General features: G+C 73.7%; 19 protein-coding genes. 10 read left to right on the top strand and 9 right to left on the bottom strand.

Annotated elements, in window-relative coordinates:
* Positions 1-145: 145 nt before the first annotated feature.
* A complete protein-coding gene (locus V5D56_RS02020; protein WP_435737396.1) occupies positions 146-1,810 on the bottom strand; it encodes a glycerophosphodiester phosphodiesterase family protein in 1,665 nt (554 codons plus the stop codon).
* 480 nt (positions 1,811-2,290) lie between these two features.
* Here V5D56_RS02020 and V5D56_RS02015 point away from each other — a divergent pair, with 480 nt between their 5' ends.
* On the top strand, positions 2,291-3,337 hold the full coding sequence (locus V5D56_RS02015) for a DUF2804 domain-containing protein (RefSeq protein ID WP_435737395.1): 1,047 nt from the start codon (positions 2,291-2,293) through the stop codon (positions 3,335-3,337).
* Between the two features lie 45 nt (positions 3,338-3,382).
* Here the strand turns inward: V5D56_RS02015 and V5D56_RS02010 are convergent, their stop codons facing one another.
* From V5D56_RS02010 to V5D56_RS02000, 3 genes are all read right to left on the bottom strand, one after another.
* Complete coding sequence (locus V5D56_RS02010) at positions 3,383-4,348, bottom strand: glycoside hydrolase family 19 protein (protein WP_435737394.1); 966 nt, start codon at positions 4,346-4,348, stop codon at positions 3,383-3,385.
* Between the two features lie 327 nt (positions 4,349-4,675).
* Positions 4,676-5,395: a histidine phosphatase family protein gene (locus tag V5D56_RS02005; RefSeq protein ID WP_435737393.1), complete on the bottom strand. Its 720-nt coding sequence runs from the start codon at positions 5,393-5,395 to the stop codon at positions 4,676-4,678.
* Between the two features lie 97 nt (positions 5,396-5,492).
* Entirely contained in the window at positions 5,493-6,749 is a 1,257-nt protein-coding gene (locus V5D56_RS02000) for a hypothetical protein (protein WP_435737392.1), read from the bottom strand.
* Between the two features lie 103 nt (positions 6,750-6,852).
* Between V5D56_RS02000 and V5D56_RS01995 the strand changes: the two genes are divergently transcribed.
* The 4 genes from V5D56_RS01995 to V5D56_RS01980 all read left to right on the top strand — a co-directional run bounded on the left by V5D56_RS01995 (position 6,853) and on the right by V5D56_RS01980 (position 10,183).
* A complete protein-coding gene (locus V5D56_RS01995) occupies positions 6,853-7,437 on the top strand; it encodes an RNA polymerase sigma factor (RefSeq protein ID WP_435737391.1) in 585 nt (194 codons plus the stop codon).
* Positions 7,434-8,603: a hypothetical protein gene (locus V5D56_RS01990; RefSeq protein WP_435737390.1), complete on the top strand. Its 1,170-nt coding sequence runs from the start codon at positions 7,434-7,436 to the stop codon at positions 8,601-8,603. Before V5D56_RS01995 ends, V5D56_RS01990 begins: the two co-directional genes overlap by 4 nt.
* A gap of 20 nt (positions 8,604-8,623) precedes the next feature.
* Positions 8,624-9,172: a hypothetical protein gene (locus tag V5D56_RS01985; RefSeq protein WP_435737389.1), complete on the top strand. Its 549-nt coding sequence runs from the start codon at positions 8,624-8,626 to the stop codon at positions 9,170-9,172.
* A gap of 144 nt (positions 9,173-9,316) precedes the next feature.
* Positions 9,317-10,183, top strand: coding sequence for an alpha/beta fold hydrolase (locus V5D56_RS01980; protein ID WP_435737388.1), 867 nt, complete (start codon positions 9,317-9,319; stop codon positions 10,181-10,183).
* 20 nt (positions 10,184-10,203) lie between these two features.
* Here the strand turns inward: V5D56_RS01980 and V5D56_RS01975 are convergent, their stop codons facing one another.
* Together V5D56_RS01975 and V5D56_RS01970 are read right to left on the bottom strand one after the other, a co-directional pair.
* Positions 10,204-10,839, bottom strand: coding sequence for a hypothetical protein (locus V5D56_RS01975; RefSeq protein ID WP_435737387.1), 636 nt, complete (start codon positions 10,837-10,839; stop codon positions 10,204-10,206).
* Positions 10,840-10,949: 110 nt separating this feature from the next.
* Complete coding sequence (locus V5D56_RS01970; RefSeq protein ID WP_435737386.1) at positions 10,950-12,059, bottom strand: saccharopine dehydrogenase family protein; 1,110 nt, start codon at positions 12,057-12,059, stop codon at positions 10,950-10,952.
* Between the two features lie 524 nt (positions 12,060-12,583).
* Between V5D56_RS01970 and V5D56_RS01965 the strand changes: the two genes are divergently transcribed.
* The 4 genes from V5D56_RS01965 (at position 12,584) to V5D56_RS01950 (ending at position 21,196) form a co-directional block, all read left to right on the top strand.
* Positions 12,584-13,720 (top strand): multicopper oxidase domain-containing protein, encoded by a 1,137-nt coding sequence (locus tag V5D56_RS01965; protein ID WP_435737385.1) that lies wholly within the window; start codon positions 12,584-12,586, stop codon positions 13,718-13,720.
* Between the two features lie 153 nt (positions 13,721-13,873).
* On the top strand, positions 13,874-17,797 hold the full coding sequence (locus tag V5D56_RS01960) for a ThuA domain-containing protein (protein ID WP_435737384.1): 3,924 nt from the start codon (positions 13,874-13,876) through the stop codon (positions 17,795-17,797).
* 134 nt (positions 17,798-17,931) lie between these two features.
* Complete coding sequence (locus V5D56_RS01955; protein ID WP_435737383.1) at positions 17,932-20,391, top strand: OmpL47-type beta-barrel domain-containing protein; 2,460 nt, start codon at positions 17,932-17,934, stop codon at positions 20,389-20,391.
* 283 nt (positions 20,392-20,674) lie between these two features.
* Positions 20,675-21,196, top strand: a complete 522-nt coding sequence (locus V5D56_RS01950; protein WP_435737382.1) for a hypothetical protein — start codon at positions 20,675-20,677, stop codon at positions 21,194-21,196.
* Positions 21,197-21,202: 6 nt separating this feature from the next.
* On the opposite strand, the gene V5D56_RS01945 is transcribed toward V5D56_RS01950, so the two are convergent.
* The 3 genes from V5D56_RS01945 to V5D56_RS01935 form a co-directional block, all read right to left on the bottom strand.
* Entirely contained in the window at positions 21,203-22,246 is a 1,044-nt protein-coding gene (locus V5D56_RS01945; protein WP_435737381.1) for an SIR2 family protein, read from the bottom strand.
* Between the two features lie 420 nt (positions 22,247-22,666).
* Positions 22,667-22,885 carry a hypothetical protein gene (locus V5D56_RS01940; RefSeq protein WP_435737380.1) on the bottom strand — a complete coding sequence of 73 codons (219 nt, stop codon included), beginning with the start codon at positions 22,883-22,885 and terminating at the stop codon, positions 22,667-22,669.
* Positions 22,885-23,541: a DUF6308 family protein gene (locus V5D56_RS01935; protein ID WP_435737379.1), complete on the bottom strand. Its 657-nt coding sequence runs from the start codon at positions 23,539-23,541 to the stop codon at positions 22,885-22,887. The genes V5D56_RS01940 and V5D56_RS01935 overlap by 1 nt, the downstream gene beginning before the upstream one ends.
* Before the next feature lie 104 nt (positions 23,542-23,645).
* Here V5D56_RS01935 and V5D56_RS01930 point away from each other — a divergent pair, with 104 nt between their 5' ends.
* The gene (locus V5D56_RS01930; RefSeq protein ID WP_435737378.1) at positions 23,646-24,035 is read left to right on the top strand and encodes a hypothetical protein; all 390 of its coding nucleotides are present in this window, start codon (positions 23,646-23,648) and stop codon (positions 24,033-24,035) included.
* Positions 24,036-24,072: the final 37 nt, after the last annotated feature.

Below are 24,072 nucleotides of genomic sequence, written 5' to 3'. Positions count from 1 at the left end.
TCGGATCGCCACGTCCAGACGCCGAACCCCGGGTTGCACGGCGATCGGGAGGTCGATCGACGTGCAACCCGGGGTTCGACGAGACGGGCCGACGCTGTATGACCGGCGCAGGCGGCCCTCGTGGTGCGGGTGGGTCAGCGGTGGGTCAGCGTCCCGCGAGGTGGTCGATCTCCGCCGTGAGGCGCTCGACCGTCGCGGCGTCGTCCACGTGCTTCGTCACGGTGCGCGCAAGGCGGTCCCAGTCCTCGTGATTGAGCGCCGAGAGCAGCTGCTGGAGCTGGCCCGTGCTGACGTCGAGCCCGGCGAGCCGGGCGCGCAGACCCTCGGGCGTGACGGTCACGACGACCGTCCGCTCGGCCGTCGCCTCCCCGCCCTCGCCCATGGCCGTCGCGACGACGGTGTGCTCGCCGAGCGCGAGGTCGGCGGCAGGGATCGCCGCGCCGTTCTCGACCGCCTCGCCGTCGAGCGTCAGGACGACCTCGTCGGCGTCCGTCGACGAGGCGGCGACGACGACCGTGCCACCCCGCTCCACCGGGGCGCCCTCAGCGGGGCTCACGATGGTCACGGTCGGCTCGGGTGCCGGAGCGGGCTCGGCGACCTGGCCCTGGGCCTCCTTCCAGCCGACGAACGCACCCGCACGGTCGGTGATGACGCCGTCGACGCCGATCTCCGTGAGCCGCTTCCAGTCCGCCGCCGAGTTCACGGTGTACGGCATGACGGCGATCCCCGCCGCGTTGAGGTCGGCCACGACTCCCGGCCGCGTGAGCAGCGCCGCCGCCGACGGGTTGTACATGACGGCGCCGAGCTCCTGCGCGACGGCGACGGGGTCGGCGTCGAGCGCGCCGCGCAGCAGGCCGCGCGGGATCTGCGGCGCGTGCTCGCGCGCGGACCGGAGCGCGTCCACGTCGAACGACTGGAGGACGACCCGGTCCTCGAGCCCGGCGTCCACGATCATGTCGACGACGCGCTCGACCTCGGCGGACGTCTCGGGGCCCTTGATCTCGAGGAGCATCGTCGAGGAGCCCGTCCCCATGAGCTCCAGCATGTCGGCGAAGGTCGGCAGCGGCTGCCCGGCGAACGCGGGGCTGAACCACGAGCCGGCGTCGAGCCCCGCGAGGTACGACGACTGCAGCCGCGCCACGTCGCCCGACCCGTCCGTCGTGCGGTCCACGGTCTGGTCGTGGCTGACCACGGGGACGCCGTCGGCGGACGTGTGCACGTCGATCTCGACGTACTCGGCCCCGGTGCGCATGCCCGCGGCGTAGGCGGCCAAGGTGTTCTCGGGAGCGACCGACGAGTACCCGCGGTGCGCGACCGTGACCGGCAGCTCGCCGTCGTCGCCGACGTACGAGGCCGGCTCGATCTCGGTGACCGTGACGTCGTCGATGCTCACGGTGGCGCCCGCCACGACGAACCCGAGCGCGCCGCCGTCGGTCCGGTCGATGCGGCCCTCGAGCACCTCCCGCCCGTCGAGCACCCACGTCGCCTGCGCGCCCTGGACCTCGACCGCGAGCGAGACGTCGCGGCCCGTGCCCGCGTCGAACGGCGCCGAGGCGGTGTACGGGACGTTCCACCCGTTCGCGCGCGTGCGCTGCGCGATCTCGACGCCGTTGCTCGCGGTCGACGTGCTGCGCAGCACCGCCTGCCACCACGGCACGGCCCCGTCAGGCGCCACGTCGAGGATCGCCCCCGCCCAGCGCGACGCGTTGTCGACCTGCTCGAAGCGCAGGGTCGCCTCGAGGCGGAAGTTCTCGAGCGACTCGCCGAACGTGATGCGTGCGGGCGAGGAGCCGTCGGGTGCGTCGCCCACGAGCCGGCCGTCCTGCACCTGCCAGTCGCCCAGGACGGGCGTCCAGCGGCGGGGAGGGCGTCGCCGTCGAACGTCTCGGTGAGCACGACGTCGCCGGGCGCGTGCGCGAGGGCGGCGGCCACCTGACCGGCGGCAGGACCGGTGACGGGGCCGGCAGCAGGAGCGGCCGTCGCGGCTCCCGCGAGCCCGGCGGCGGTCGTGGACAGGGCGAGCGTCCCGGCGAGGACGCCGGAGAGCACTCCGGAGCGCCTCGCGGCGGGTCCGCTGCGGGTCGTGCGGGCGGGGACGGTCATCGTCGGGTCCTCCAGGAGTGGTGCGGACGGTTGCCCCGACGACGCTAGGAACGCTGCATGGCGCCCGCACGACGTGCGGACCAACACCGGGCGACGGTCCGGTGACGGCCGGGCGGGTCGGCTCGTCGGTCCGGCGCCGGGTCCGGGGAGTACCGAGCACCGCTCGGCGCGGGCGTAGGGTGCCCGCGTGACACCGCCGTCCGTCCCGCTCACGCACGAGCGCGAGATCACCGAGCCCGTCGACCTGTGCCTGCCCGACGGCACCCTGAACCAGGACGCGGTCGGCTGGACCCGTCGGCCGCTGCACCGCGCGAACCTGCGCGGCTGGGGTCGCACCAAGCGCTGGGAGCACTGGGGCGTCGTCACGCCGCGCCACGTGATCGGCGTGACGATGTCCTCGCTCGACTACGCCGGCGTGCACGGGCTCTACCTCCGCGACCTCGAGACCGGCGAGGAGGTGGTGCGCGACGCCGTCGTGCCGCTCGCGCGCGGCGTGCACCTCCCCGAGCGCAGCGGGGTCGGCACGGCGTGGGCGCGGTCGTCGTCGCTCGCGATCCGGATCGAGGAGCTGCCCGACGGCGGCGCCACCGGGCGCGGACCCGGCACCCGGGTGCGCCTCGCCGCGCGCGACGTGCGGATCGAGCTGTGGGTGCCGCGACCGGCCGGGCACGAGTCGCTCGGCGTCGTCGTGCCGTGGAACGAGCGCCTGTTCCAGTACACGGTCAAGGACGTGGCACGCCCCGTCGAGGGCGAGGTGCGGCTGGGGACCGGGACGGGAGCCGTCGTGCACCGCGTGGACGCCGCGGACTCGTTCGCCGTGCTCGACCACGGTCGCGGCCGCTGGCCCTACCGGAAGACGTGGAACTGGGCCGCGGGCAGCGGGCCCGGCGGAAGTGGCATCCAGCTCGGCGGGCGGTGGACGGCCGGCACGCCGTCCACGGAGAACGCGCTGCTCGTCGGCGGGAGGATCCACAAGCTCGGGGCCGAGGTGGTGTGGCGCTACGACCCGCACGACTGGCTCGCGCCGTGGGCGATCACCGGTCCGCGCGTGCAGGCGACGTTCCACCCGTTCGACGGGGCGCTGCGCGTCGCGCGGACCGAGCTGGGCGTCGTCGGAAGCGCGACGCACCAGTGCTTCGGCGAGTTCCGGGGCCGGGCCCAGGCCGACGACGGCGCGTGGGTCCCGCTCGACGGTCTCGTCGGGTGGGCCGAGGAGGCGCGGCAGCGCTGGTGAGGCGGACCGGTGCCGCCGCGCCTCTCGGGGTCGAGGCCAGGAGGGTCAGCAGGACAGGTTCGCACCCGTCGTCGTCCCGAGGATCTGCGCGAAGCGCTGGAACGCGCTGATGCGCGACTGCACCTGGGCCGGGTTGCCGCCGTTGCACTCGATCGAGCCGTTGATCGAACGGATCGACTCGCCGAAACCTGCGCCCGAGACGATCGCCTGGTGCCCCGACATCGTGCCCGCGCCGGACTGCGTGTTCCAGAACCACAGCCCCGTCTTCCACGCGACGGCCGGGTCGGTCTCCACGAGGTACGGGTTGTTGAGCAGGTCGATCCCGAGAGCGTCGCCCGCGGCCTTGTAGTTGTAGTTCCAGCTCAGCTGGATCGGGCCCTTGCCGTAGTACGCGCTCTGGCCCGCGGGGCAGCCGTACGGCTGCGAGCGGTCGCAGTAGTGCGGGTAGTTCGCGGTGTTGATCTCCTTGACGTAGACGAGACCGCCCGTCTCGTGGTTGACGTTCGCGAGGAACGCGGCGGCCTCGCGCTTCGCGATCTCGGTGCCGCCGGCGCTCGCGAACTGGGGATAGGCGGACAGGGCGGCGACGAGCCCGTCGTACGTGTAGAAGGAGTTCCGGTTCGGGAACATCTGGTCGAACTGGGCCCTGCTGACGACGAAGCCGCCGGGCGTGCCGGGGTCGGTCGGGCCGCCGGGGTCGGTCGTGCCGCCGCACGCGCCCTGGGAGCGCCACACGCCCCACTGGCCGGTGGTCCCGGGCGTCTCGCCCTGGGTCCACCAGCCGGCGCGCCAGTTCTGGCCGCCGTGCGAGACGACCGCGCCGCCGGTGTACACGGCGCCCGCGCTCCACGGCGTGGCGCACGCGGTGGCGGCGTGCGCGGTGGATGTCGGGCCGACCGTCGTCAGGGCGAGCGTGGCCAGGAGCGCCAGGGTGAGCGCGAGGAGAGCGGCGAGCGGCCGGGACAGCGCGGCCGGGTGCCGGGAGACACGGGTCTGAGCGGGGGAGTGCATCGGTGCACCTCTCGTCGGGATCGGGTCACCGACGAGCCTGTGCCGCCTTCCGGGCGATGGACAACCCCCGTACGGGGAACCCCGTAGGCGTTCGTCCGGCGTCGTGGCGGACTGCTTGAGGCGTTCCGTCCGCCCGGCGTCCACGACGGCGCGCACGGGTCTACCATCCGGCCGCTCGTGCCTCGCGGCCTCCCGCCAGACCCGCCACGACCCGCGCGCGCCGTCGTTCCCGCCGGGCTCTCCGGTCCCGCAGGTCTACGACCCGGCCAGACCACGACCCGCGCGCCGTCGTAGCCGCCGGGCTTCTCGCGGGTCCGTGCCCGGATCTCAGCCGGGGACGGTCGCCGAGCGCGCGGCGACCACGGTGGCGTCGACCGGGACGCCGCCCGGGGGGAGCGGGGCCGGGCGTGCCGCGACCGAGCCGTGGCCCGCGACGTCGACGCCGACCGAGACGGCGCGCGCGGTGCCGTCGGTCACCTCGACCGTCGAGACGGACGCGTTCGGCAGCGCCGCGAGGCACGTCGGGTCGAGCGTCGCGAGGTAGGCGCCGAGCGTCAGGCCGTGCCCGACGACGAGCACGTCCCGGTCCTGCGTCGCGCCCGGGCGGGCGGCGTCGTCGTGCGCGGCGACGATGCGGCCGAACACCGCGGCGACGCGGGCCATGAAGTCCGCCCCCGGCTCGCCGCCGCCGACGCCCGGGTGGGTGCCGGCGAGGACGGCGGGGACGAGCTCGGACCACGGCTCGACCGCGTCCAGCTCGTGCTCCGGACGGCGCTCGAACGAGCCGAACGACAGCTCGCGCAGGTCGTGGTCGACCGTCATCGGCAGGTCGGGGTGGTGCCGCAGGATCTCCATCGCCGTGAGGACGGCGCGGCCCTGCGGCGAGGAGTACGCGGCGCGGAAGTCGTGGCGCGCGAGGTGCTGCGCCGTGACGCGCACGCCGGCGCGGCCGGTGCGCGTGAGGGGGGAGTCGCACGCGCCCTGGAGGTGGCGGCGTGCGTTGATGACGGTCTGCCCGTGGCGGACGAGCGTGATCGTGAGGGTCATCGTCGGTGTGCCCTTCCGGTGGTTCCCGGTGTCGCGGTCACCGCGACGCTAGCCGCCCGGGGTGACCGGGCGGCGTCGGGCAGGGGTCCGGGAGGCGTCAGGCAGGGGTCCGCTCGGTGACCGGGCGCTCGTCGCGTGCCGTGCTCGCGTCGTCGTTCTCGGCCGCACGGTCCTGCTCCGCCGGACCGTGCCCGTCCGCCGGACGGCCATCGTCGGCCCGGAGGTCCCGGGCACCCGGCTCGGGAGCCGTGGGCTCCGCCGCGGCCTCGGGCGCCGGTGCGGGCGCGGGCCACGGGTCCTCGACCGGGCCGGGCTCCGGCACGACCGTCCCCGCGTGCCGGTGGACCAGGACCGTCAGCAGCGCGACGACCCAGCCGAGCCCGACGCCCCAGGCCAGGGCGTCCTGCACCGGCGGCAGCACCTGGTTCAGGTCCGGCCCGCTCAGCGACCCGAACACCTCGAACCGGTGCGTGACCTCGCGCACCGCGGCAGCGGTCGCCGCCGCGGCGACGCACGCGAACCACACCGCGAGCCCCAGCGCGACGCGGCCCGTCGCGGGGGGCAGGCGCCGCGTCGCGAGCGCGGTGAGCACACCGACGACGAGCGCGACGACCCCGAGCAGCGCCAGCTCGACCGGCTGGTCGAGGACGTCCTGCAGGCTCTCGCCCCAGCGCATCGCGGGCGGCGGGACACGACCCCCGAGCGGGTGCAGGACGTCGCCCGCCCACGGCGTCGCGGCCAGCACCTGGCGCAGCAGACCGGCGCCCGCCCACACGCCGACCGCCGACACGACGGCCGTGAGCACCGCCGGCAGGATCCGCACGTGCGGCAGCGCACGGGCGTGCCGGGACCCCGCCGGGTCGTCGCGCCGGTCGGTGAGCGCGAGCGTCACGACGACGGCGAGGCCCACCACCCAGCCGTTCACCAGGCCCCAGTACCCGTCGACGAGCGCACCGAGGAGCCCGGACGTGCTCTCCGCCGTCCACGGCAGCGTCATCCCCGAGAACCAGCGGGCCGTCCCCGCGGCGACGGCCGCCGCCACGACGGTGAACCACACCGCGAGGAACGCCGCCCAGCGGCCCGTCCAGAGCGGCAGGCGCCGCACCGCGAGGAACGTGCCGAGCGCGGCGACGACGCCCGCGAGCACCGCGGTGAGGACGGCGCTGCCGGTGAGCGGCTCACCGCCCAGCACGAGGCCGGTCGGGTGCGGCAGGACGGTCCGGACGACCGCGCTGTGGACGAGGTAGGTGGCGTTCGCGTGCACCCAGTCGGCGGCCTGGCCCGTCAGCAGCCACAGCAGCGCGGTGAGCAGTCCGGCGACGACGACGGGTGGGGCGGTCCTCGATGACGGCATCCTGCGAGGGTAGTGGCACCCGGGTGTCACGAGACACGCCCAGCCGGACATATCCCAGTGGGCGGGAACGGCCGGTGTCCCCGACGACAGCAGAGGAGCCGCGATGAGGCCCCCCGGGGTGGAAGAGGCGCGGGAGCGTCTCGACCGGCTGTACCGCGACCATGCGGGCGCCGTGTACCGGTGCGCGCGGGTCCGGCTCGGGCCGCAGGACGCCGAGGACGTCGTGTGCGAGGTGTTCGTCGTCGCGTGGCGGCGGATCACGGAGGTCCCGGAGCACGAGCTCGGGTGGCTGCTGCGCGTCACGCGCAACGTGCTCGCGAACCACCTGCGCGCCGGCACGCGGCGTGCCGCGCTCGCGAACCGGCTGGAGCACGTCGCGGTGGTGTCGTCGCCGGACCACTCGGGGGCCGTCGTCGGGCAGGACGCCGTGGAGCGCATGCTGTCGCGGCTGCCGGCGCGCGACCAGGAGGTGCTGCGGCTGCTCGTGGTCGAGGACCTGGCCCTCCCGGAGCTCGCCGAGGCGCTCGGGTGCCGGCCGAACACCGCGTCGGTCCGGGTCCGGCGGGCCAAGGCGCGCCTCGCGCGCCTGTACGAGCAGGACGACGACGGCGCGGGACCCCTCGCCGTCCAGGGGGAGCCGCGCCCGCTCGTCGGGGCGGGGACGAGGCACGAGGAGGGGACGCGATGAACGACCCGCTGGAGAGGTTGCGCGCGCAGGCGGGCGAGGGGGACGACCGGTTCGACGGCGACGCGGTCCTCGACGAGGTGCGCCGCCGGACGGACGGGGTCGCGCCCGGCGACGTCGCTCGGCGACGTCGGCTCGTGCGGGCGGCGTCGGGGGTCGCCGGGGTCGGTGCGGTCGTGGCCGTCGCGCTCGTCGTGCCCACGCTCGTCGTGCCCGGCGGGCCGTCGCGCGAGGGCGCCGCGCTCGCCCTGCGGGACGGGGTCGTGCGGGACGGTGTCGTGCGCGACGAGGACTTCCCGTCGGGCCCGAGCACCGACGGCCCGACCGCGGGCGGCACGGACGCCACGGGAGGCACGGGCGCGCAGGGGGCCTCCGTGATCCCGGCCGTCGCGTACGCGGAGCGGGCGAGGTCGGCCGTCGAGACCATCGACCTCGCGAGCCTGGTGCTCGAGGTGCGGTCGACCCACGGCGTGCAGCACCCGGGAGACGCCGGCGTCGACCCGGGGACCATCGTCGAGTACGTCGCGGGAGACGGCAGCGTGAGCCGCTGGATCTCGGTGGAGGAACCGGAGTCGTGGATCGGGACGTCGGGGGAGGGGATGGAGGAGGTGCACCACGTCGACCCCGACGGCCCGCCGGGCCAGATGACGTACTGGTGGGTGAGCGCGCCCGCGGGCGTCTACACGCGGTTCACGCTGCCCCCCGAGAACTGGGACGAGATCCAGGAGGGCACGGTCCCGGAGCAGCTCGCCACCCGGCTCGACGAGCTGCGCAGCCTCACCGACGAGATCGAGCAGATCGCCGCGCAGGAGGACGTGACGGTCGGCGCGCCGACCGCGACCACGGTCGCCGGGCGCGACGCGACGTGCTTCGACCTCACGGGGCAGGAGGCGCCCGTCATCGACGGCGTGCCCGACGGCGCGTGGCCGGGCGACGAGCTCGTGGAGTGGACGCGTCACGCGTGCTTCGACGATGCGACAGACCTCCCGATCCTCGACCGGAACGACGTCGTCTACCAGCTGCCCGACCGGACGGAGCCGAGCTTCTCGTCGACGACCACCGAGTACGCCTGGCTCCCGCTCGACGACACGTCCCGGGCACTGCTCCAACCGGGCATCGACGGGCTGCGCGAGGTCGACAAGGACACGTTCGTCGAGCTGACCGGCTGACGGGTCGTAGGGTGGGCGCCGTGCCGACCGCCGCAGACCTCGCCGCCGCCGTCGGGCAGCGGCTCGAGCGGACGCCCTACCGGATCGCCGACCCGCGCCCCGACGGGTTCACGATGCGGCTCGACCTCGCCGACGCGCGCTGGTGGGGCGTGCTGTCCCGCAGCGGGCTGCGCGAGACGCACGAGCTCGTCGTCCGGGTCACCCCGGACGGGCGCTCCTACGCGACGACCGACCGCCGCATGGAGGTCGGCTGGACGGCCGGCCCGTCGGGTCCTGTCCCGCACGTCGGCGCGACCCTCCGCGCCTCGGGGTTCCAGGGCAAGACGTGGACCTACTCCGCGAAGAAGGTCGTCGGGGTGAGCGATGCCGGGCGGGTCGAAACCGTCGTGGACTACGCGTTCTCCACGGCGCTCGGGCACCGCCTCGTCTCGGAGGCCGCGGCGTCGCTCGGTCTGCGGGAGAAGATGTCGACGTCGACGAAGATCGGCGTCGTGGCGGCCGTCATCGGCGGTGCGATGGCGCTGGTCGCCGTGGTCGGCGCCGTCGTCTCGACCGTCTTCATGGGCTGACGTCCGGCACCCACGGGGGCGCACCGGGGCCGGCGAGGCCACCCGGGCCGATCAGTTTCCGCAGGCGCCCGCGTCTACAGTCCACGAGGACACGACCCCGCCGCAGGGCGGGCGGGTCTGGAGGACCGAGACGCGGAGGCTGTCATGAGCGAGCGCACGACCCACACCCTGGACGTGCCGGGTGCCGTCCTGACCTACGACGTGCTGCGGCCCGGGACGCCGAGCGACGAGCCGCCGCTCGTCGTCATGGGCTCCCCGATGGCCGCGTCGGGGTTCACGCAGCTCGTGGAGCACCTCGACGACCGGACGCTCGTGCTCTACGACCCGCGCGGCGCGGAGCGCAGCACCCTCGCGCCGGGTGGCGAGGTGACCATGCCGCTGCACGCGGACGACCTGCACAGGATCGTCGAGGCGCTCGGCATCGGGCCCGTCGACGTCTTCGGGTCGAGCGGCGGCGGGATCGTGGGCCTGTCCTGGATCGAGCAGCACCCGGAGGACCTGCGCACCCTCGTCGCGCACGAGCCGCCGGTCACGGCCGTGCTCGAGGACGGCGAGGTCGCGGACGCGGCCGAGCTCGACATCGTCGCCACCTACCACCGCGACGGGTACGGGCCGGCGATGGCGAAGTTCATCGCCCTCGTCAGCCACGTCGGCCCCCTGCCGGCCGACTACCTCGACCGCCCCGCGCCCGACCCCGCGATGTTCGGGATGCCGACGGAGGACGACGGGTCCCGCGACGACGTGCTGCTGTACGGGAACCTGGCGGCCCAGCCGCTGTACGCCCCGGACGTCGAGGCGCTGCGGTCGTCCGGGGTGCGGATCGCCCCCGCGATCAGCGCGGACGGCGAGGGGACGCTCGCGTGGCGCGGTGGGTTCGCGGTCGCGGAGGCGCTCGGCGTCGAGGCGGTCACGTTCCCCGGCGACCACGGCGGCTTCATGGTGAACGAGTGGTCGCCGGACAACGACCCGGCGGCGTTCGCGAAGACCCTGCGCGAGGTGCTCGCGGGCTGACGCGCGCCACTCCGCCGGTCTCAGGGTTCCGTCGTCCCGTAGACCGGGCGGGCGAACGCGAGGACGATCCCCAGCCCTTGGCGCGCGGCGAGGAGTGCCCGGTCGTCGGGGTGGTCCAGGAGGTGGCGCAGCACGAGCGCGACCGCCTCGGCGTCCACGAGGTCGACGGCGCCCAGGTCCGGCACGGCACCGGGCAGCCGCGCGCGCAGGAGGTCCTCGCCCTCGGCCAGGACGATGCCGGCCGCGGCGTGCAGGTCCACCGCCAGCGCCGGACGACGTTCGCCCGGCACGACGCGCACGCCCGCGACGTCGTCCCAGCGCACGACGACGCGGGTCGTCTCCGTGCGGCCCGTGGGCAGCTCGACCGCGTCCGGCCGCAGGACGATCGCCTGACGCAGCGGGGCACGCACGTAGATGCCGGTCCCGACCGCGAACGCGAGCGCGACGAGCGCCATGAGGGCCGCCGCGAGGCCCTCGCCGGCGCGCAGCGCCACCACGCACAGCCACACGCTGCCCCCGACCAGTGCGACGAGGACGAGCAGGACCGCCAGGAAGTCCAGGAAGGGCGTGAGGCGCTCGCGGCCGCGGACGCCGCCCCGCACGCGCGTCCAGACCATCGTGGGGCGGTGCGCGACGGCGGGGCGAGGGCGGTTCACGCGCCCAGTGTCCCGGACCGAGCGGTCGGGGCGGCCCCGGGGCCGGTAGATCGGGACGTCACGGGTCCGGCACGGTCGATGCCCTCGCCCGTTGACGGTGAGGGCTGGAGTCAGCGGATGCTGACGCCTGCCTCACGGAGCGCGTCGAGCAGCGCGTCGAGGCCGAACGCGTCGACCGGGCCCAGCGCGCCGACGTCGCGCACGCCTCCCTCCGCAGCGCGAAGTGCGCCCCACGCGAGGAGCCGGGCCGTGAGGTCGTAGGGGTCGGGCCCGTCGAGGCGCACGCGGCGCAGGAGCGCGCCATCGGCGCCGCGGGCGTCCGCGAGCACGTGGCTGCGCGAGCGCGCGCGCCGCGCGGCGTCGGGGCCGCCGGACGAGCCGGTCGACCGCGCCTCGACCGCTCGGCGCACGACGGCGCCCACGCCCGGGACGTGCAGCGCCCCGGCGAGGACCGCCGTCGCCGCGGGGACGAGCCGCAGTGCGGGGGTCCTGGCGCCGATCACGACGTCGACGTCGCGCAGTCCCGGCGCGAGGGCCGGGAGGGTGAACGGCTCCGTCCCGCCCGCCGACACGCCGTGGACACGTCGTCCGCGGCCCAGGTCGAAGCTCACGACGCGCGCGCCGACCCGCTCGGCACGCAGGCGCCCACCGCGGAACGCGTACGACGGCTGCAGCACGACGAGCGCGGCGCTCGCCCGCGTCCCCCCGCTGATGCCACCCCCGCCGCTGCCGAAGTAGCCGACGCTCAACCGCGTCGCGGCGTCGCCGGCATCGCGCAGGGCGAGCGCGCCCGCGACGTTGCCCGGCACCCAGTCGTGGCCGAACGCGGTGAGGAGCGCGGTGCCTGCCGCGCGCGCTCGCGGGCCGTACCGCTCGACGACCTCCCGGATGAACGCGGGCTCGCCCGTCGAGTCGAGGTAGACGGCGCCCGCGTCGATCGCGGCCTCGACGGCTGCCGCGCCGTGCCGCACGAACGGCCCGACCGTCGACACGAGCACGTCGCCGCGCTCGACGAGCGCGCGCACCGAGGCGGGGTCGTCCACGTCGGCGACGGCCGTCTCGAGCCGCGGGCCGGTCGAGCCCGCCAGGTCGTCGGCGAGCGACGCCAGGCGGTCGGGCGACCGCCCTGCGAGCAGCGGGCGGGTTCCGCGCCGCACGAGCTCGTGGGCGATGAGCGTGCCGGTGTACCCCGTCGCGCCGAGCAGGACGATCTGTCGCATCCCGCGAGCGTACGAGCGCAGCCGCCTCCTCGCGTGTCCCGGAGGGCCGCTTCGGGGTGGCACCGCTCCCACATGCTGAGCGCTCTGTCGATGGACAGGAGACTTTTGCGCGTTCGCGACAAAACTTCCGTACATCTGTTGACACCGCTGTCTGCGTGGGGTGTGATGAATCGCAGTTGCCCCTGGAATCCACCGGGGGATCCGGAGGTCTGGCCCAGGGGAAGCCGGTCGTCCGGACCGACCGCCGGACCGCACGCATCGCGGCGTGCACCGGCACGGCCCTCGCTGGCCCTGGACCTCCTCGCGGCTCGGGTACCTGCCCGCCGCGCGGTGAGCCCCGCTCGTCCGACAACCTCATCACGCCTCCGACGTACCTCCAGCGCGGGAACGACCCCGCGTTCTCAGTCGTGCCCTCGCGGCCGGGCCTCGGCCCGTGACCGCTCGAACGAAAGACGTGGCACCGATCGCCCCGGCGCGCCGACGCGCCGGGTCGACTCGGCATGCCTCCGTCCGGAAGGAGAACCATGTCCGCACCGACGACAGACGGTGAGTCCCCCACGAAGCCGCTGTCCCGACGTTCCCTGCTCATCGGTGCCGGTGTCGTCGCCGCGAGCCCCGCCGCGGCGCTCGTGCTCGGCTCGGGAGGCAGCGTCGTCGCCGCCACGCCGGCGGCCGCCGCGCCCGCTGCCACCGCCGTGAGCGGCACCGTCCGCAAGATCACGATGTACGCCGAGCGCATCGACGCGAAGACCGTCGGCTACGGGCTCGAGCCCGGGAAGGCCACGGTCCCCGGGCCGATCCTCGAGATGTGGGAGGGCGAGACGCTCGAGATCACGCTGGTCAACACCACCGACCAGCGCCTGTCGATCCACCCCCACGGCGTGAACTACGACGTCAACAGCGACGGCAGCCCGTTCAACGACTCGTTCAACGAGCCGGGGGAGACCCGCACGTACGTCTGGTCGACCGTGCCGATGCGCCGTGACCGGGGCATCTGGATGCCCGGGAGCGCCGGCTACTGGCACTACCACGACCACGCGTGGGGAGAGCACGGGACGCCGGGCATCGCCGCCGGGCTGTACGGCGCGCTCGTCGTGCGCCGGGTCGGGGACGTGCTCCCCGAGAAGCAGTTCACGGTCGTGTTCAACGACATGCTCATCAACAACAAGGCCGCCCCGAACACCCCGATGTTCGAGGCGAACCTCGGGGAGCGCGTCGAGTTCATCTGCATCGGCCACGGCAACACGTTCCACACCTTCCACCTGCACGCGCACCGCTGGGCGAACAACCGCACCGGCCTGCTGTCCGGTCGCGAGGACGTGAGCCAGGTCGTGGACAACCGCGACCTCAACCCCGGCGACGCGTTCGGGTTCCAGGTCGTCGCCGGGCTGGGGGTCGGGGCCGGGGCGTGGATGTACCACTGCCACGTCCAGTTCCACGCCGACGGCGGCATGGCCGGCATCTTCCTCGTCCGCAACGCCGACGGCAGCATGCCGGCCGGCGCCCAGGAGTCCATCGACCGCTTCCACGCCCACGGCGCCCACACGACGTCGGGCACGCCCAGCGGGACGACGGCGGCCCCGGAGGCCGGGGCGGACGCCGCCCACACGGACCACGGCGTCGCGGGTCTGCCGCCCCTGGCGGTGCACACCGACCACTGACCGGACCGCTCACCACGAGCCGTCCCACCCGGCGCCCGGTCCCGTCCGGGTGCACCGCACCGATGACGAAGGAGTTGGAGAGTGCTATCCAGACGTGCAACGTCCCCCACCACGAGAGGGCGCTCCCGACCGGGAGCGCTCCGCTCGGTCGCCGTGGGTCTGACGAGCGTCGCGCTCGTCGCGAGCGCGGCCGTGATCCCGGCGTCCGCGCAGTCGAGCCTGACCACCGGCACCACCTCGACGGCGGCCCAGCCCGCCGCCGTGAAGACGGCGACCGCCGCCGAGCCCGTCCGCGTGCTGGTGTTCCACGGCGCCCCGGACGCGCAGGACGACCCGGTCGTCGAGGCGACGCAGGCCCTCTCGCAGCTCGGTGCCGCGAACGGGTTCGCCGTCGAGGCGTCGTCCGACCCGGCGGTCTTCACCGAGGCGGCGCTGAGCGACTACCGCGGCGTCGTCATGCTGTCCGCAGAGGGCATCGAGCTGAGCGCCGCCCAGGAGGCAGCGCTCCAGGCCTACGTGAACGGCGGCGGAGGGTTCCTCGGTGTGCGTGACGCTGCGCGCGCCCAGGAGGCGTCGCAGTGGTTCACGGGCCTCGTCGGCGCCCGGATCGCCGGCGCGCAGCCGGACGCCGCGGACGTCGCCGAGGTCTCCGCGACCGCGGAGAACCCGCCGAACGAGGACGCACCGAACCTCGTCGACGGCGACCCCGGCACCAAGTGGCTTGCGTTCGAGCCCACCGCGACCATCACGCTGCGGCTCGAGGAGCCGCTCGAGCTCGCGCGCTACACGCTCATCTCGGCCAACGACTCGGCCGGTCGCGACCCGCAGAACTGGACCCTCCAGGGCTCGACGGACGGCCAGACGTGGGAAGACGTCGACGCACGGACCGACGAGGACTTCCCGCAGCGCTTCCAGCCCCGCAACTTCGACGTCGAGAGCGACACCGCGTACGAGTGGTACCGGCTCGACATCACGAAGAACGCCGGCGAGGGGCTGACGCAGCTCGCCGAGATCTCGCTGTTCGACGACGAGGCGGTGAACCAGCCGGAGCCCGAGATCCCGGTCGAGACGCGCACGGTCGACCTGATCGACCGGCAGCACCCCGCGACGGCAGAGCTGCCGCTCACGTGGGAGCGCGACGACAAGTGGCTCGACTGGGCGGACAGCCCGACCGGTCAGGTGCACACCGTCGCGCAGGTCGAGCCGGGCCCCGACGCCGGGCCGACGACCAACCCGTTCCACCCCGTGTCCTGGTGCCGCGACTACGACGGCGGCCGCTCGTTCTACACGGGTCTCGGCGGCACGCCGGAGAGCTGGGCGGACGAGACGTTCCGCGAGCACCTGCTCGGCGCACTCCAGTGGACGACCGGTGTCGTGCGTGGCGACTGCCAGGCGACCATCGCGTCGAACTACAAGGCCGAGCGCCTGTCCAAGGTGAACACGCCCGGCACGCTGGACCAGAACGGCGAGCAGCACGGCCTGACGATCGCGCCCGACGGCACGGTCTTCTACATCGGGCGTGGCGCGTGCACGACCGGCCCGATCGTCCCGTGGAGCGACCCGAACGTGGGCCTCGGCTGCGGCACGATCCACCAGTGGGACCCGGAGACGGGTGAGGCGAAGCTGCTCACGACGCTCGACGTCATGGGCAACCGCGGCAGCGGCGACGAGCTCGTGAAGAACGAGGAGGGGCTGCTCGGCATCGTCCCCGACCCGGACTTCGCGAACAACCACTGGCTCTACGTGTACTGGATGCCGCACGAGAACATCGACCGTGAGCGGCGCGTGGGGTACCGGACCGTCTCGCGGTTCACGTACGACCCCGCGACCCCGACGATCGACCAGAGCACGCGGGTCGACCTGCTCGAGTGGGAGACGCAGATCCACAGCTGCTGCCACGCGGGCGGCGGCATGGCGTTCGACGACGAGGGCAACCTGTACATCGGCTCGGGCGACAACAACTCGTCCGGCGGCTCGAACGGGTACTCCGGCAACAACTGGACGCAGGAGTACGCGGGCATCAGCTTCCAGGACGCCCGCCGTACCTCGGGCAACACGAACGACCTCAACGGCAAGATCCTGCGGATCCACCCCGAGGCCGACGGCACCTACACGATCCCGGACGACAACCTGTTCCCGGTGGGCGAGTACCCCGCGGACAAGACGCGCCCCGAGATCTACGTCATGGGCGTGCGCAACATCTCGCGCCTGCAGATCGACCCCGACACCGACTGGCTGACCGCCGCCTGGGTCGGGCCGGACGCCGGCAGCCCGAACCCCGAGCTCGGCCCGGCCAAGTACGAGACCGCGACGATCATCACGTCCGCGGGCAACCAGGGCTGGCCGTACTGCATGGGCAACAAGCAGCCGTACCGTGACCGGAGCAACGAGGACGCGAGCGTCCTCACCGGCTGGTACGACTGCGACAACCCGAAAAACACGTCGCCGCGCAACACCGGCCTCGTGGACCTCCCGCCCGTGCGGGACAACATGATCTGGTACTCGCCCTCGGGCGGCGGGCCGGTCTTCCCCGACCGCGGCAACGGCATCCCGACGTACGAGGAGGAGGACGCGACCTACACCATCCCGTGGCTGCGGGGTGGCGGCCAGGCCGTCATGTCCGGTCCCACCTTCCGGCAGTCGCAGGTCGACCCGGAGTCCGACGTCGCGTGGCCGTCGTACTGGGAGGGCAAGTGGTTCGTCGGCGACCAGTCGAACTCGAACAACCGCGTCGCGGTGACGGTCGACCCGGAGACCGTGGACGAGGCCGGTGCTCCTGTCTTCATGGAGGACCTGCGCCAGATCATCCCGGGCGGTCGCGGTGACGGGCTGCTGCAGAGCTGGATGGACGCGAAGTTCGGTCCGGACGGCGCGCTGTACATGGTCGACTACGCGGGAGGCTTCTTCAGCCTCGACCCGAACCAGAAGCTCATGCGGATCACGTACCAGGGCGGCGCTCCGACCCCGGCCCCGACCGCGTCCGCGGCGAGCATCCAGGGCGACCCGCTCACGGTGGCCTTCACCGGAGCCCGCTCCGGCGGCGTGTCCTACCACTGGGACTTCGGTGACGGTGCGACGTCGACCAAGGCGAACCCGAAGCACACCTACCCCCGGGTGGGCGAGTACGAGGCGACGCTGACCGTCACGTACGCCGACGGCAGCACGGAGAAGGTCACGGCCGACGCGAGCACCACGTGCACGCTGCCGGACGACCGCGGGACCGTCTTCTTCGGCGACATCGACTCCGGCGTCGCCAACGACGACCTGGGCGGCTGCACCATCGCCGACCTGTTCCAGGACGAGAAGGAGTGGGACACGCACCAGAAGTTCCTGCGTCACGTGCGGGCCGTCGCGAAGAGCCTCTTCGACGACAGCCGCATCACGGGCGCCGAGCGCAACGCGCTGGTCAACGCGGCCGCGCGCTCGCAGATCGGGGTCGACCCGGGCGGTTACCGGACGATCTTCGACGGCACCCAGGAGTCGCTGTTCGACTGGAAGCAGGCTCCCGGCGGCAGGTTCGTGCTGCAGCCCGACGGGTCGCTCCGCTCGCAGGGCGGGCTCGGCATGCTCTGGTACGCGGGCGAAGAGCTCGGGGACTTCTCCGTGAAGCTCCTGTACCGCGACATCTCGCAGGGCAGCACCTTCGCGAACAGCGGCGTCTTCACGCGGTTCCCGAACCCCGACGCACCCGGCGACGCCGAGTGCGCCGAGGGCCAGTCCCCGGCGTGGGTCGCGATCTCGTGCGGTCACGAGATCCAGATCTACGACGGCCCGACGGGCGAGCCGCAGAAGACCGGCTCGGTCTACAACTTCGACCCGCTCGGTCTCGACACCCCGGGGCTGAAGCCGAAGGGCGAGTGGAACGAGTACGAGATCCGGGTGGTCGGCCAGCAGTACACGATCATCCGCAACGGCGAGGTCATCAACGAGTTCGAGAACTCGCCGGGCCAGGAGTCGTCGCGCGCGGGCGACCCGCCGACGGACCTGCGCCAGTTCGAGCGCGGTTTCATCGGGCTCCAGAACCACGGGAACGCGGACCTCATCGAGTTCCGTGACATCCGGGTGGCCGACCTGTAGCACCCGGCCGGGCCGGCGGGGGAGCATCCCCGCCGGCCCGGTACCGCGCCGCCCACGCGGCGCACGAGCCTTCCGGGGCGACGCCCCGGTCCCACACCCTGAACCATCTGCACATCGACGAGGAGTGCACCCCCATGGAACGACACAGCGCGAGAGCGCGCGGCGCACAGCGGCTGGTAGCCGCCGTGGTCGCCGGCCTCACCGCGGCGACGGTCATCTCCGTCGCCCCGGCGACGGCGAGCCCCCTGCCCACGGCGACCGCGCCGTCGGCCGCGGCACCCGCGGCGCCCGACGCCCAGGTCGCGGCCGAGCAGGTCCTGACCTGGACCGGCGACAACAGCGTCAGCGACTACAAGGCGTTCCCCGCGACGGCGACCGCCGGTCCCGCGACGATCGTCTTCGAGAACAGCCTCGCCACCGGCAACACGTTCGGCATGAGCCACACGCTGACGTTCGACACGGCGACCCCCGGCTACAACCACGACGTGAACCTCAACATCCTCGCGAGCCCGTTCGACGCGAACGGCGGTCTGCACGAGGCCGAGGTCGTGCTCACCGAGGGCACGTACCGCTACTTCTGCGCGATCCCGGGCCACGGCGAGATGTGGGGCGAGCTCGTCGTCACGGGTGACGGCGGGGGCGACGACACCACCGCGCCGTCGGTCACCGCGCAGGTGACGGGCGAGCAGGACGGCGACGGCGCGTACGTCGGCGGCGCGACCGTCACGCTGGCCGCGACCGACGACGGGTCGGGCGTCGCGGGCGTCGAGTACGACCTCGACGGCGCGGGCTGGCAGGCCTACGACGAGCCGTTCGTCGTCGACGCGGTCGGGGCGCACACGCTCCAGTTCCGCGCGACCGACACGGCGGGCAACACGTCCGAGCCGCAGACGGCGACGTTCACCGTCGTCGAGGGCGACGTCCAGGAGGACACGACCGCCCCGGTCGTCGAGCCGATGGTCATGGGCGAGCAGGACGAGAACGGCGCGTACGTCGGCTCGGCCGGCTTCATGCTCCACGCGACCGACGAGACCGGCGGCTCGGGCGTCGCGTCGATCGAGTACGCGGTCGACGGTACCTGGCTGCCGTACACGACGACCGTGCAGTTCACCGAGCCCGGCGAGTACGCGGTGCAGTACCGCGCGACGGACGAGGCGGGCAACGTCTCCGAGGTCGGCACGTCGACGTTCACCGTCGTCGCCGACGGCGGCGGCGAGGACACCACGGCGCCGACGGTGGCCGCCGAGGTCACGGGCGAGCTGGACGACAACGGCGCGTTCGTCGGGTCGGCGACCGCGACGCTCACCGCGACCGACGACGCGTCCGGCGTCGAGACCGTCGAGTACGACCTCGACGGCGCGGGCTGGGTTGAGTACACCGAGCCGGTCGTGATCGACGAGCCCGGAGAGCACACGCTCGTCTACCGGGCGACCGACGTCGCGGGCAACGTCTCCGAGGAGACGGTCACCGAGTTCACCGTCGTCGCCGACGGCGGTGAGGACACGACCGCTCCCACGGTGGCCACCGAGCTCAGCGGAACGCAGGACGACGACGGCGCCTACGTGGGCTCCGCGTCCGTCATGATCACCGCCACCGATGACGGCTCCGGTGTCGCGTCCGTCGAGTACGACCTCGACGGCGCGGGCTGGGCCCCGTACACCGAGGCCGTCGTCGTCGACGAGCCCGGCCAGCACACGCTCGCCTACCGCGCGACCGACGAGGCCGGCAACGTCTCCGAGGCCGGCACCGTGACCTTCGTGGTCGTGGAAGGCGACGGGAGCGACACGGTGGCCCCCGAGGTCGACCACCGCGTCTACGGCCAGAAGAACGAAGCCGGCGAGTACGTCGGTCCCGCGTTCGTCCGACTGCGCGGGACCGACGCCGGCTCCGGCGTCGCGTCGATCGAGTACCAGGTCGACGGCGGCGAGTGGCTGCCGTACGCCAAGCAGATCTCGCTGCGCACCCCGGGCGAGCACACCGTCACGTACCGCGCGACGGACGTCGCCGGCAACGTGTCGGCGCCGAAGAGCGTCGTCGTCGACATCGAGGGCGAGGACCCGGGCACGGGCGGTCCCGAGGTCACCGCGGGCATCGGCGGCAGCCGCAACCGCGACGGCGCGTTCGTCGGGCGGGCGACCGTGACGCTCACGGCCGTCGACGAGGAGTCGGGCGTCGACCGCACCGAGTTCCAGGTCGACGGCGGCACGTGGCAGCGCTACGCCGCACCGTTCGTCGTCGCGGCGGACGGCGAGCACGTCGTGCGCTACCGGGCGGTCAACGGTGCCGGTGAGACGTCGCAGACGGGCGAGGTGACGTTCACCGTCGTCCAGCTGCTGCGCGACCGCTGCCCCGGCTCGGACGTGCGGCCGACGGTCGTCATCGACGGCAACGACAGCACGGTCGGGAACTTCGACGACGGCGAGGGCTGCACCGTCAACGACCACATCGCCGAGGACGACGAGTACCCGACGCACCGCGAGTTCGTCCGCCACGTGCGCGAGGTGACGGCGGACCTCGTCGACGCCGGAGTGCTCATCGGCGCCGAGCGGCAGCTGATCATCGCTGCGGCGGAGCTGTCGGACATCGGCCGCTGACGACTGATGGCACGACTGATGTGCTGCCGAGGTGCTGAGGCGATCGACGCCCTGACGCTCTGACGCAGCAAGCACAGGAACGACGGCGGGTCGCGCTCCCTCGGGGCGCGGCCCGCTGCTGTGCCCGCCGAGCCGGGGAGGCTCGCGGGGCGGCCGGGTTGGCTCGCCGAACACGGGATAGGCCACCGTTCTGCGGCAGATTCGGTGGGCAAGCCCGTGGTCGGCGGTGGCTGGTCGCATGGTCGGCGAGAGGGCGGCCGACGGCCCGTGGCATCGTGGCGGCATGACGACGCTCGCCCAGCTCCGCAAGGCCGCGCTCGCGCTGCCCGAGACCGTCGAGAAGCCGCACGTCGGGATGGTCGCGTTCCGGGTCCGCGACAGGGGGTTCGTGTCGGTGACGACGGACGACGTCGTCCGGCTCCACCTCTCGGCCGACGACGTCGAGCGGCTGCTCGCCGAGCACGCCGGTGCGTCGCGGCTGACGCGGGGCGACTCCCTGCTCGGGGCGTGCGTTCCGCTCGCCGACGTGAACGGGCAGCAGCTCAACCACTGGGTGCGCAGGGCGTGGCTGCACCGTGCGCCGAAGCGCCTCGCGGCGTCGGTCGCGGCGGGGGACGCTGCCGAGCCGGGGCAGGTCGGGGACCTGCCCGCGTCGATCGGCGGACCGGCCAGTCGTGCCCTCGCCGGCGTGGGCCTCACGTCGCTGTCCGACGTCGCGCGGCTGAGCAACGCGGAGCTGCTCGCTCTGCACGGGGTCGGGCCCAAGGCGGTGCGGCTGCTGCGGGAGGTGTGCGCAACGCGATGACCGCGGTCAGCGACCGGTGGATCCTGCACCGAACTGGTCGAGGGCGTCGGCGAGCTGGGTCCAGGCATCGTCCGTGCCGATCCGACGAGCGGCCTTCGCCAGGCTTCGCAGATCGGCGACGAGCGACACCGCCTCGTCCCCTCGCTCGTCGGCGTACCGGTCGTCGAGGAGGTACGGAGCGTCGCGCTCCGCGTGCATCGCGACGACGTCGAGGAACACCGTGAGCGCTCGCGCGGCCCGCCGGCGCTCGGCCTCTTCGCGGTCGTACCGCTCCTCGTCCGACGCGGTGGGCTCAGGCGTCGAAGCCCGGTTCCGGTCGTCGGCGTCCAGGGTGGGGACGACGACGTCGAACCGGCCCTTCCACAGGCGGCTGAACGCCGCGTCGTCGGCGAGGTGGACAACCGTACCGATCTCCGGTGCGCTCGGGTCGCGCTTCTCGATGCTCGCGCGGAGACCCGCCACCTCGTAGGCGAAGCGCAGCAGGTTGTCGTCGGTCATCGACGCCCCGACGACGAGCAGGTGCTTCGTCATCATTAGCGACTGGACGAGCGACCCGACGGGCTTCCACCGGGTGTCGTAGTGCACGAACGAGCTGCGGGACAGCACGATCGAGTCCGGGTGCTCCACGTCTCCGTGCATCTTGAGCAGCCACGGCCGGTCGGTGCTCGTGCGGTCCCATGGGAGCCGGTCGATGACGACCCGCTGTTGGTCGGACGGGCGGCCGGCGATCGCGGTGACGGCCTGCTCGTAGAGCTGGTCGTAGTTGGTCGTCGCCGCCTCGCGCACGCGCATGCTCGCGAGGAGGGTGTGGGCGAGGCTTGGCCGGGCGGACGCCGCCCTGATGATGCTCGCGACGCGGCTGCCGAGCGCCTTCTGCGTATCGGCCTTGGCGCGCGCGGACCGGTCGGCGAGCGCGACCTGGATGAGCTCCGCCTGCTCGAGCGGTCCGAGCTCGCTGATACGTTCGCGCACGTCGCGGTCCAGGTCGAGCTTCGCGACAAGCTCGGTGAGCAGGTGGTTCCACGACGGCAGTCCCGCGGCGATGCTCACGCCGGCGCCGAAGAAGAGGGCGAGGTCACCGTCGGAGGCGTGCCGGCCCAGTTCCTGCGCTCGTGTCGTCGTCTCCGGCGGGAGCCCGGTGGGTTGAGCCAGCGCCCGACGGCGGTGCTGCAGCGCCGAGTAGTCCGCCCGGTTCGACGCGACGAGGGCGACGTCGACGCCGTGGTCGCGTGCGGCGTCGTGCAGGGTGGTGAGGAGCGCCGAGATGACCTGGCCGCGCCGCAGGCGATGGCCGCCGTAGCCGGTGCCGATGACCGGGAGCGCGACGAGCGGCAGGTCGCGACCCGCCGTCTCGGCAGCGGTGCGGAGACGGTCGGTCGAGTGCTCGACGATCGCGGCGACGGCCCGGCGAGCGGCGTCGCCGACGCCGTCGGGCGTGGTGGCGATGGTGTCGAGGAACCAGACCTCTGGCTAGTGCTTCGTGCCACGGCGGGATGCCCGCGCGGGGAGGGCGGCGCCCTGCCCCCAGCCGCCCGGCTTGACCTGGCCCCAGGTGGTCGCGGGCTCCAGGCCGGCCGCGTCGCGCCACCAGCGCTCGACGTGGAACGCCGCGTCGGTCGGGATGACGACGGCGTCGGCGCTCAGCGCCTCGAGGCGCCCGTTGACGACGAAGAGGTGTCCCTCGGTCATCAGGCGGCTTCGGCGTCAGTGGTGGGGTCGAGATAGCGGTAGTGCATCCACACGACGACGTCGAAGACACGCAGCGCCGAGATGTCGTCGCCGATGCCGGCCTCGTCACGGAGTGAGAGGAGGTGGCGGTGGAGCGCGCGGTCGTCGGCGCGCAGCGCTGCGCGCAGTGCTTCCCAGAACGAGGCCGTGGGCGTGACCGCCGCCTGCACGACGCTGTCGTAGACCGGGATGAGACGGGGACGCTTGCGTGCCAGCAGCTTGCCCGCGGTGACCCAGCCGATGCCACGGACGTCGCGCAACGCCGCCCACAGGCGGTTCGGGGCCCAGTCGTCGGGGATCGACTCCACGTCGACCAGCTCGAGGTCGTGAGGGATCTCGGCGAGCAGGCGCGCGAGCTCGTCCGCACGAGACTCGAGGAGCTGAATCGCTCCGTGAGGTGGCACGTTCACCGACAGGAGCGAGACGGCGACGAGGTCGTCCGCCGTGAACCGGTCGGCGACGTCCGGGCGGTCACCTCCACCCGCCAGGCGCTCGAACCGTGAGCCCGCCCAGCCAGACGTCCCGTCGACGGGACCGAAGTAACGGCGGAGGTGTTCGACGGCCTGGGCACGGGAACCGGGCGTCAGGATCGTCGGGACGTTCAGCGTCGAGGTCACGCCGCCACAGTAGGTGCGACCTCGTGCCCGTCCGCGTCCACCGTGCGGGTGAAAACTGCGTGCACCTCTTGCGCATGTGCAGTTACTGCACATAGCCTGATCGCATGACCTCGACCCCGGCGCGACAGCCCCGCCCTCGCCTCGACGCCGTCCGTGCGGCGCTCGACGAGGCGACGAAGGCTGCGCCGGGTGAAGCGGTGGAGCCGCTCGCCCGGGCACGTGGCTTCCTCGATGCCGCCCTCGACGAGGCGATGGCCGAGTCGTTGCTCGCCGGGGCGTCGATGCGGTCCGTCGCGGAGGAGGCGGGCGTCGCACCCAACACCGTGCCGCCGCGGCTCGGTCGGACCGAGTCGCTCGGTGGCTACTCCGGTCCGGACGGCCGCGTCTCGGCCGAGGGCGTCACCCGGGCCCGCTACGACCGGGAGCGCGGCACCCCGCCGCCGGCCGCGCCGTCGTCCACCGAACCGCTGCGGTTCCGACGACGCCGCAGCTGAGCCCGCACCACTCTTCAGGACCCAGACCAGCAGCACG

It is taken from the genome of Cellulosimicrobium sp. PMB13 (assembly GCF_051294865.1).
Classification (GTDB): Bacteria; Actinomycetota; Actinomycetes; order Actinomycetales; family Cellulomonadaceae; genus Cellulosimicrobium.
The sequence above is the reverse complement of the archived record's forward strand: the minus strand, read 5'-3'. Positions and strand labels throughout refer to the sequence as shown.

Coding starts and splice junctions, on each gene's coding strand:
- V5D56_RS02010 (WP_435737394.1), bottom strand. CDS start 4,348: ATGCACTCCCCCGCTCAGACCCGTGTCTCCCGGCACCCGGCCGCGCTG.
- V5D56_RS02005 (WP_435737393.1), bottom strand. CDS start 5,395: ATGACCCTCACGATCACGCTCGTCCGCCACGGGCAGACCGTCATCAAC.
- V5D56_RS02000 (WP_435737392.1), bottom strand. CDS start 6,749: ATGCCGTCATCGAGGACCGCCCCACCCGTCGTCGTCGCCGGACTGCTC.
- V5D56_RS01995 (WP_435737391.1), top strand. CDS start 6,853: ATGAGGCCCCCCGGGGTGGAAGAGGCGCGGGAGCGTCTCGACCGGCTG.
- V5D56_RS01990 (WP_435737390.1), top strand. CDS start 7,434: ATGAACGACCCGCTGGAGAGGTTGCGCGCGCAGGCGGGCGAGGGGGAC.
- V5D56_RS01980 (WP_435737388.1), top strand. CDS start 9,317: ATGAGCGAGCGCACGACCCACACCCTGGACGTGCCGGGTGCCGTCCTG.
- V5D56_RS01970 (WP_435737386.1), bottom strand. CDS start 12,059: ATGCGACAGATCGTCCTGCTCGGCGCGACGGGGTACACCGGCACGCTC.
- V5D56_RS01965 (WP_435737385.1), top strand. CDS start 12,584: ATGTCCGCACCGACGACAGACGGTGAGTCCCCCACGAAGCCGCTGTCC.
- V5D56_RS01955 (WP_435737383.1), top strand. CDS start 17,932: ATGGAACGACACAGCGCGAGAGCGCGCGGCGCACAGCGGCTGGTAGCC.
- V5D56_RS01950 (WP_435737382.1), top strand. CDS start 20,675: ATGACGACGCTCGCCCAGCTCCGCAAGGCCGCGCTCGCGCTGCCCGAG.
- V5D56_RS01940 (WP_435737380.1), bottom strand. CDS start 22,885: ATGACCGAGGGACACCTCTTCGTCGTCAACGGGCGCCTCGAGGCGCTG.
- V5D56_RS01930 (WP_435737378.1), top strand. CDS start 23,646: ATGACCTCGACCCCGGCGCGACAGCCCCGCCCTCGCCTCGACGCCGTC.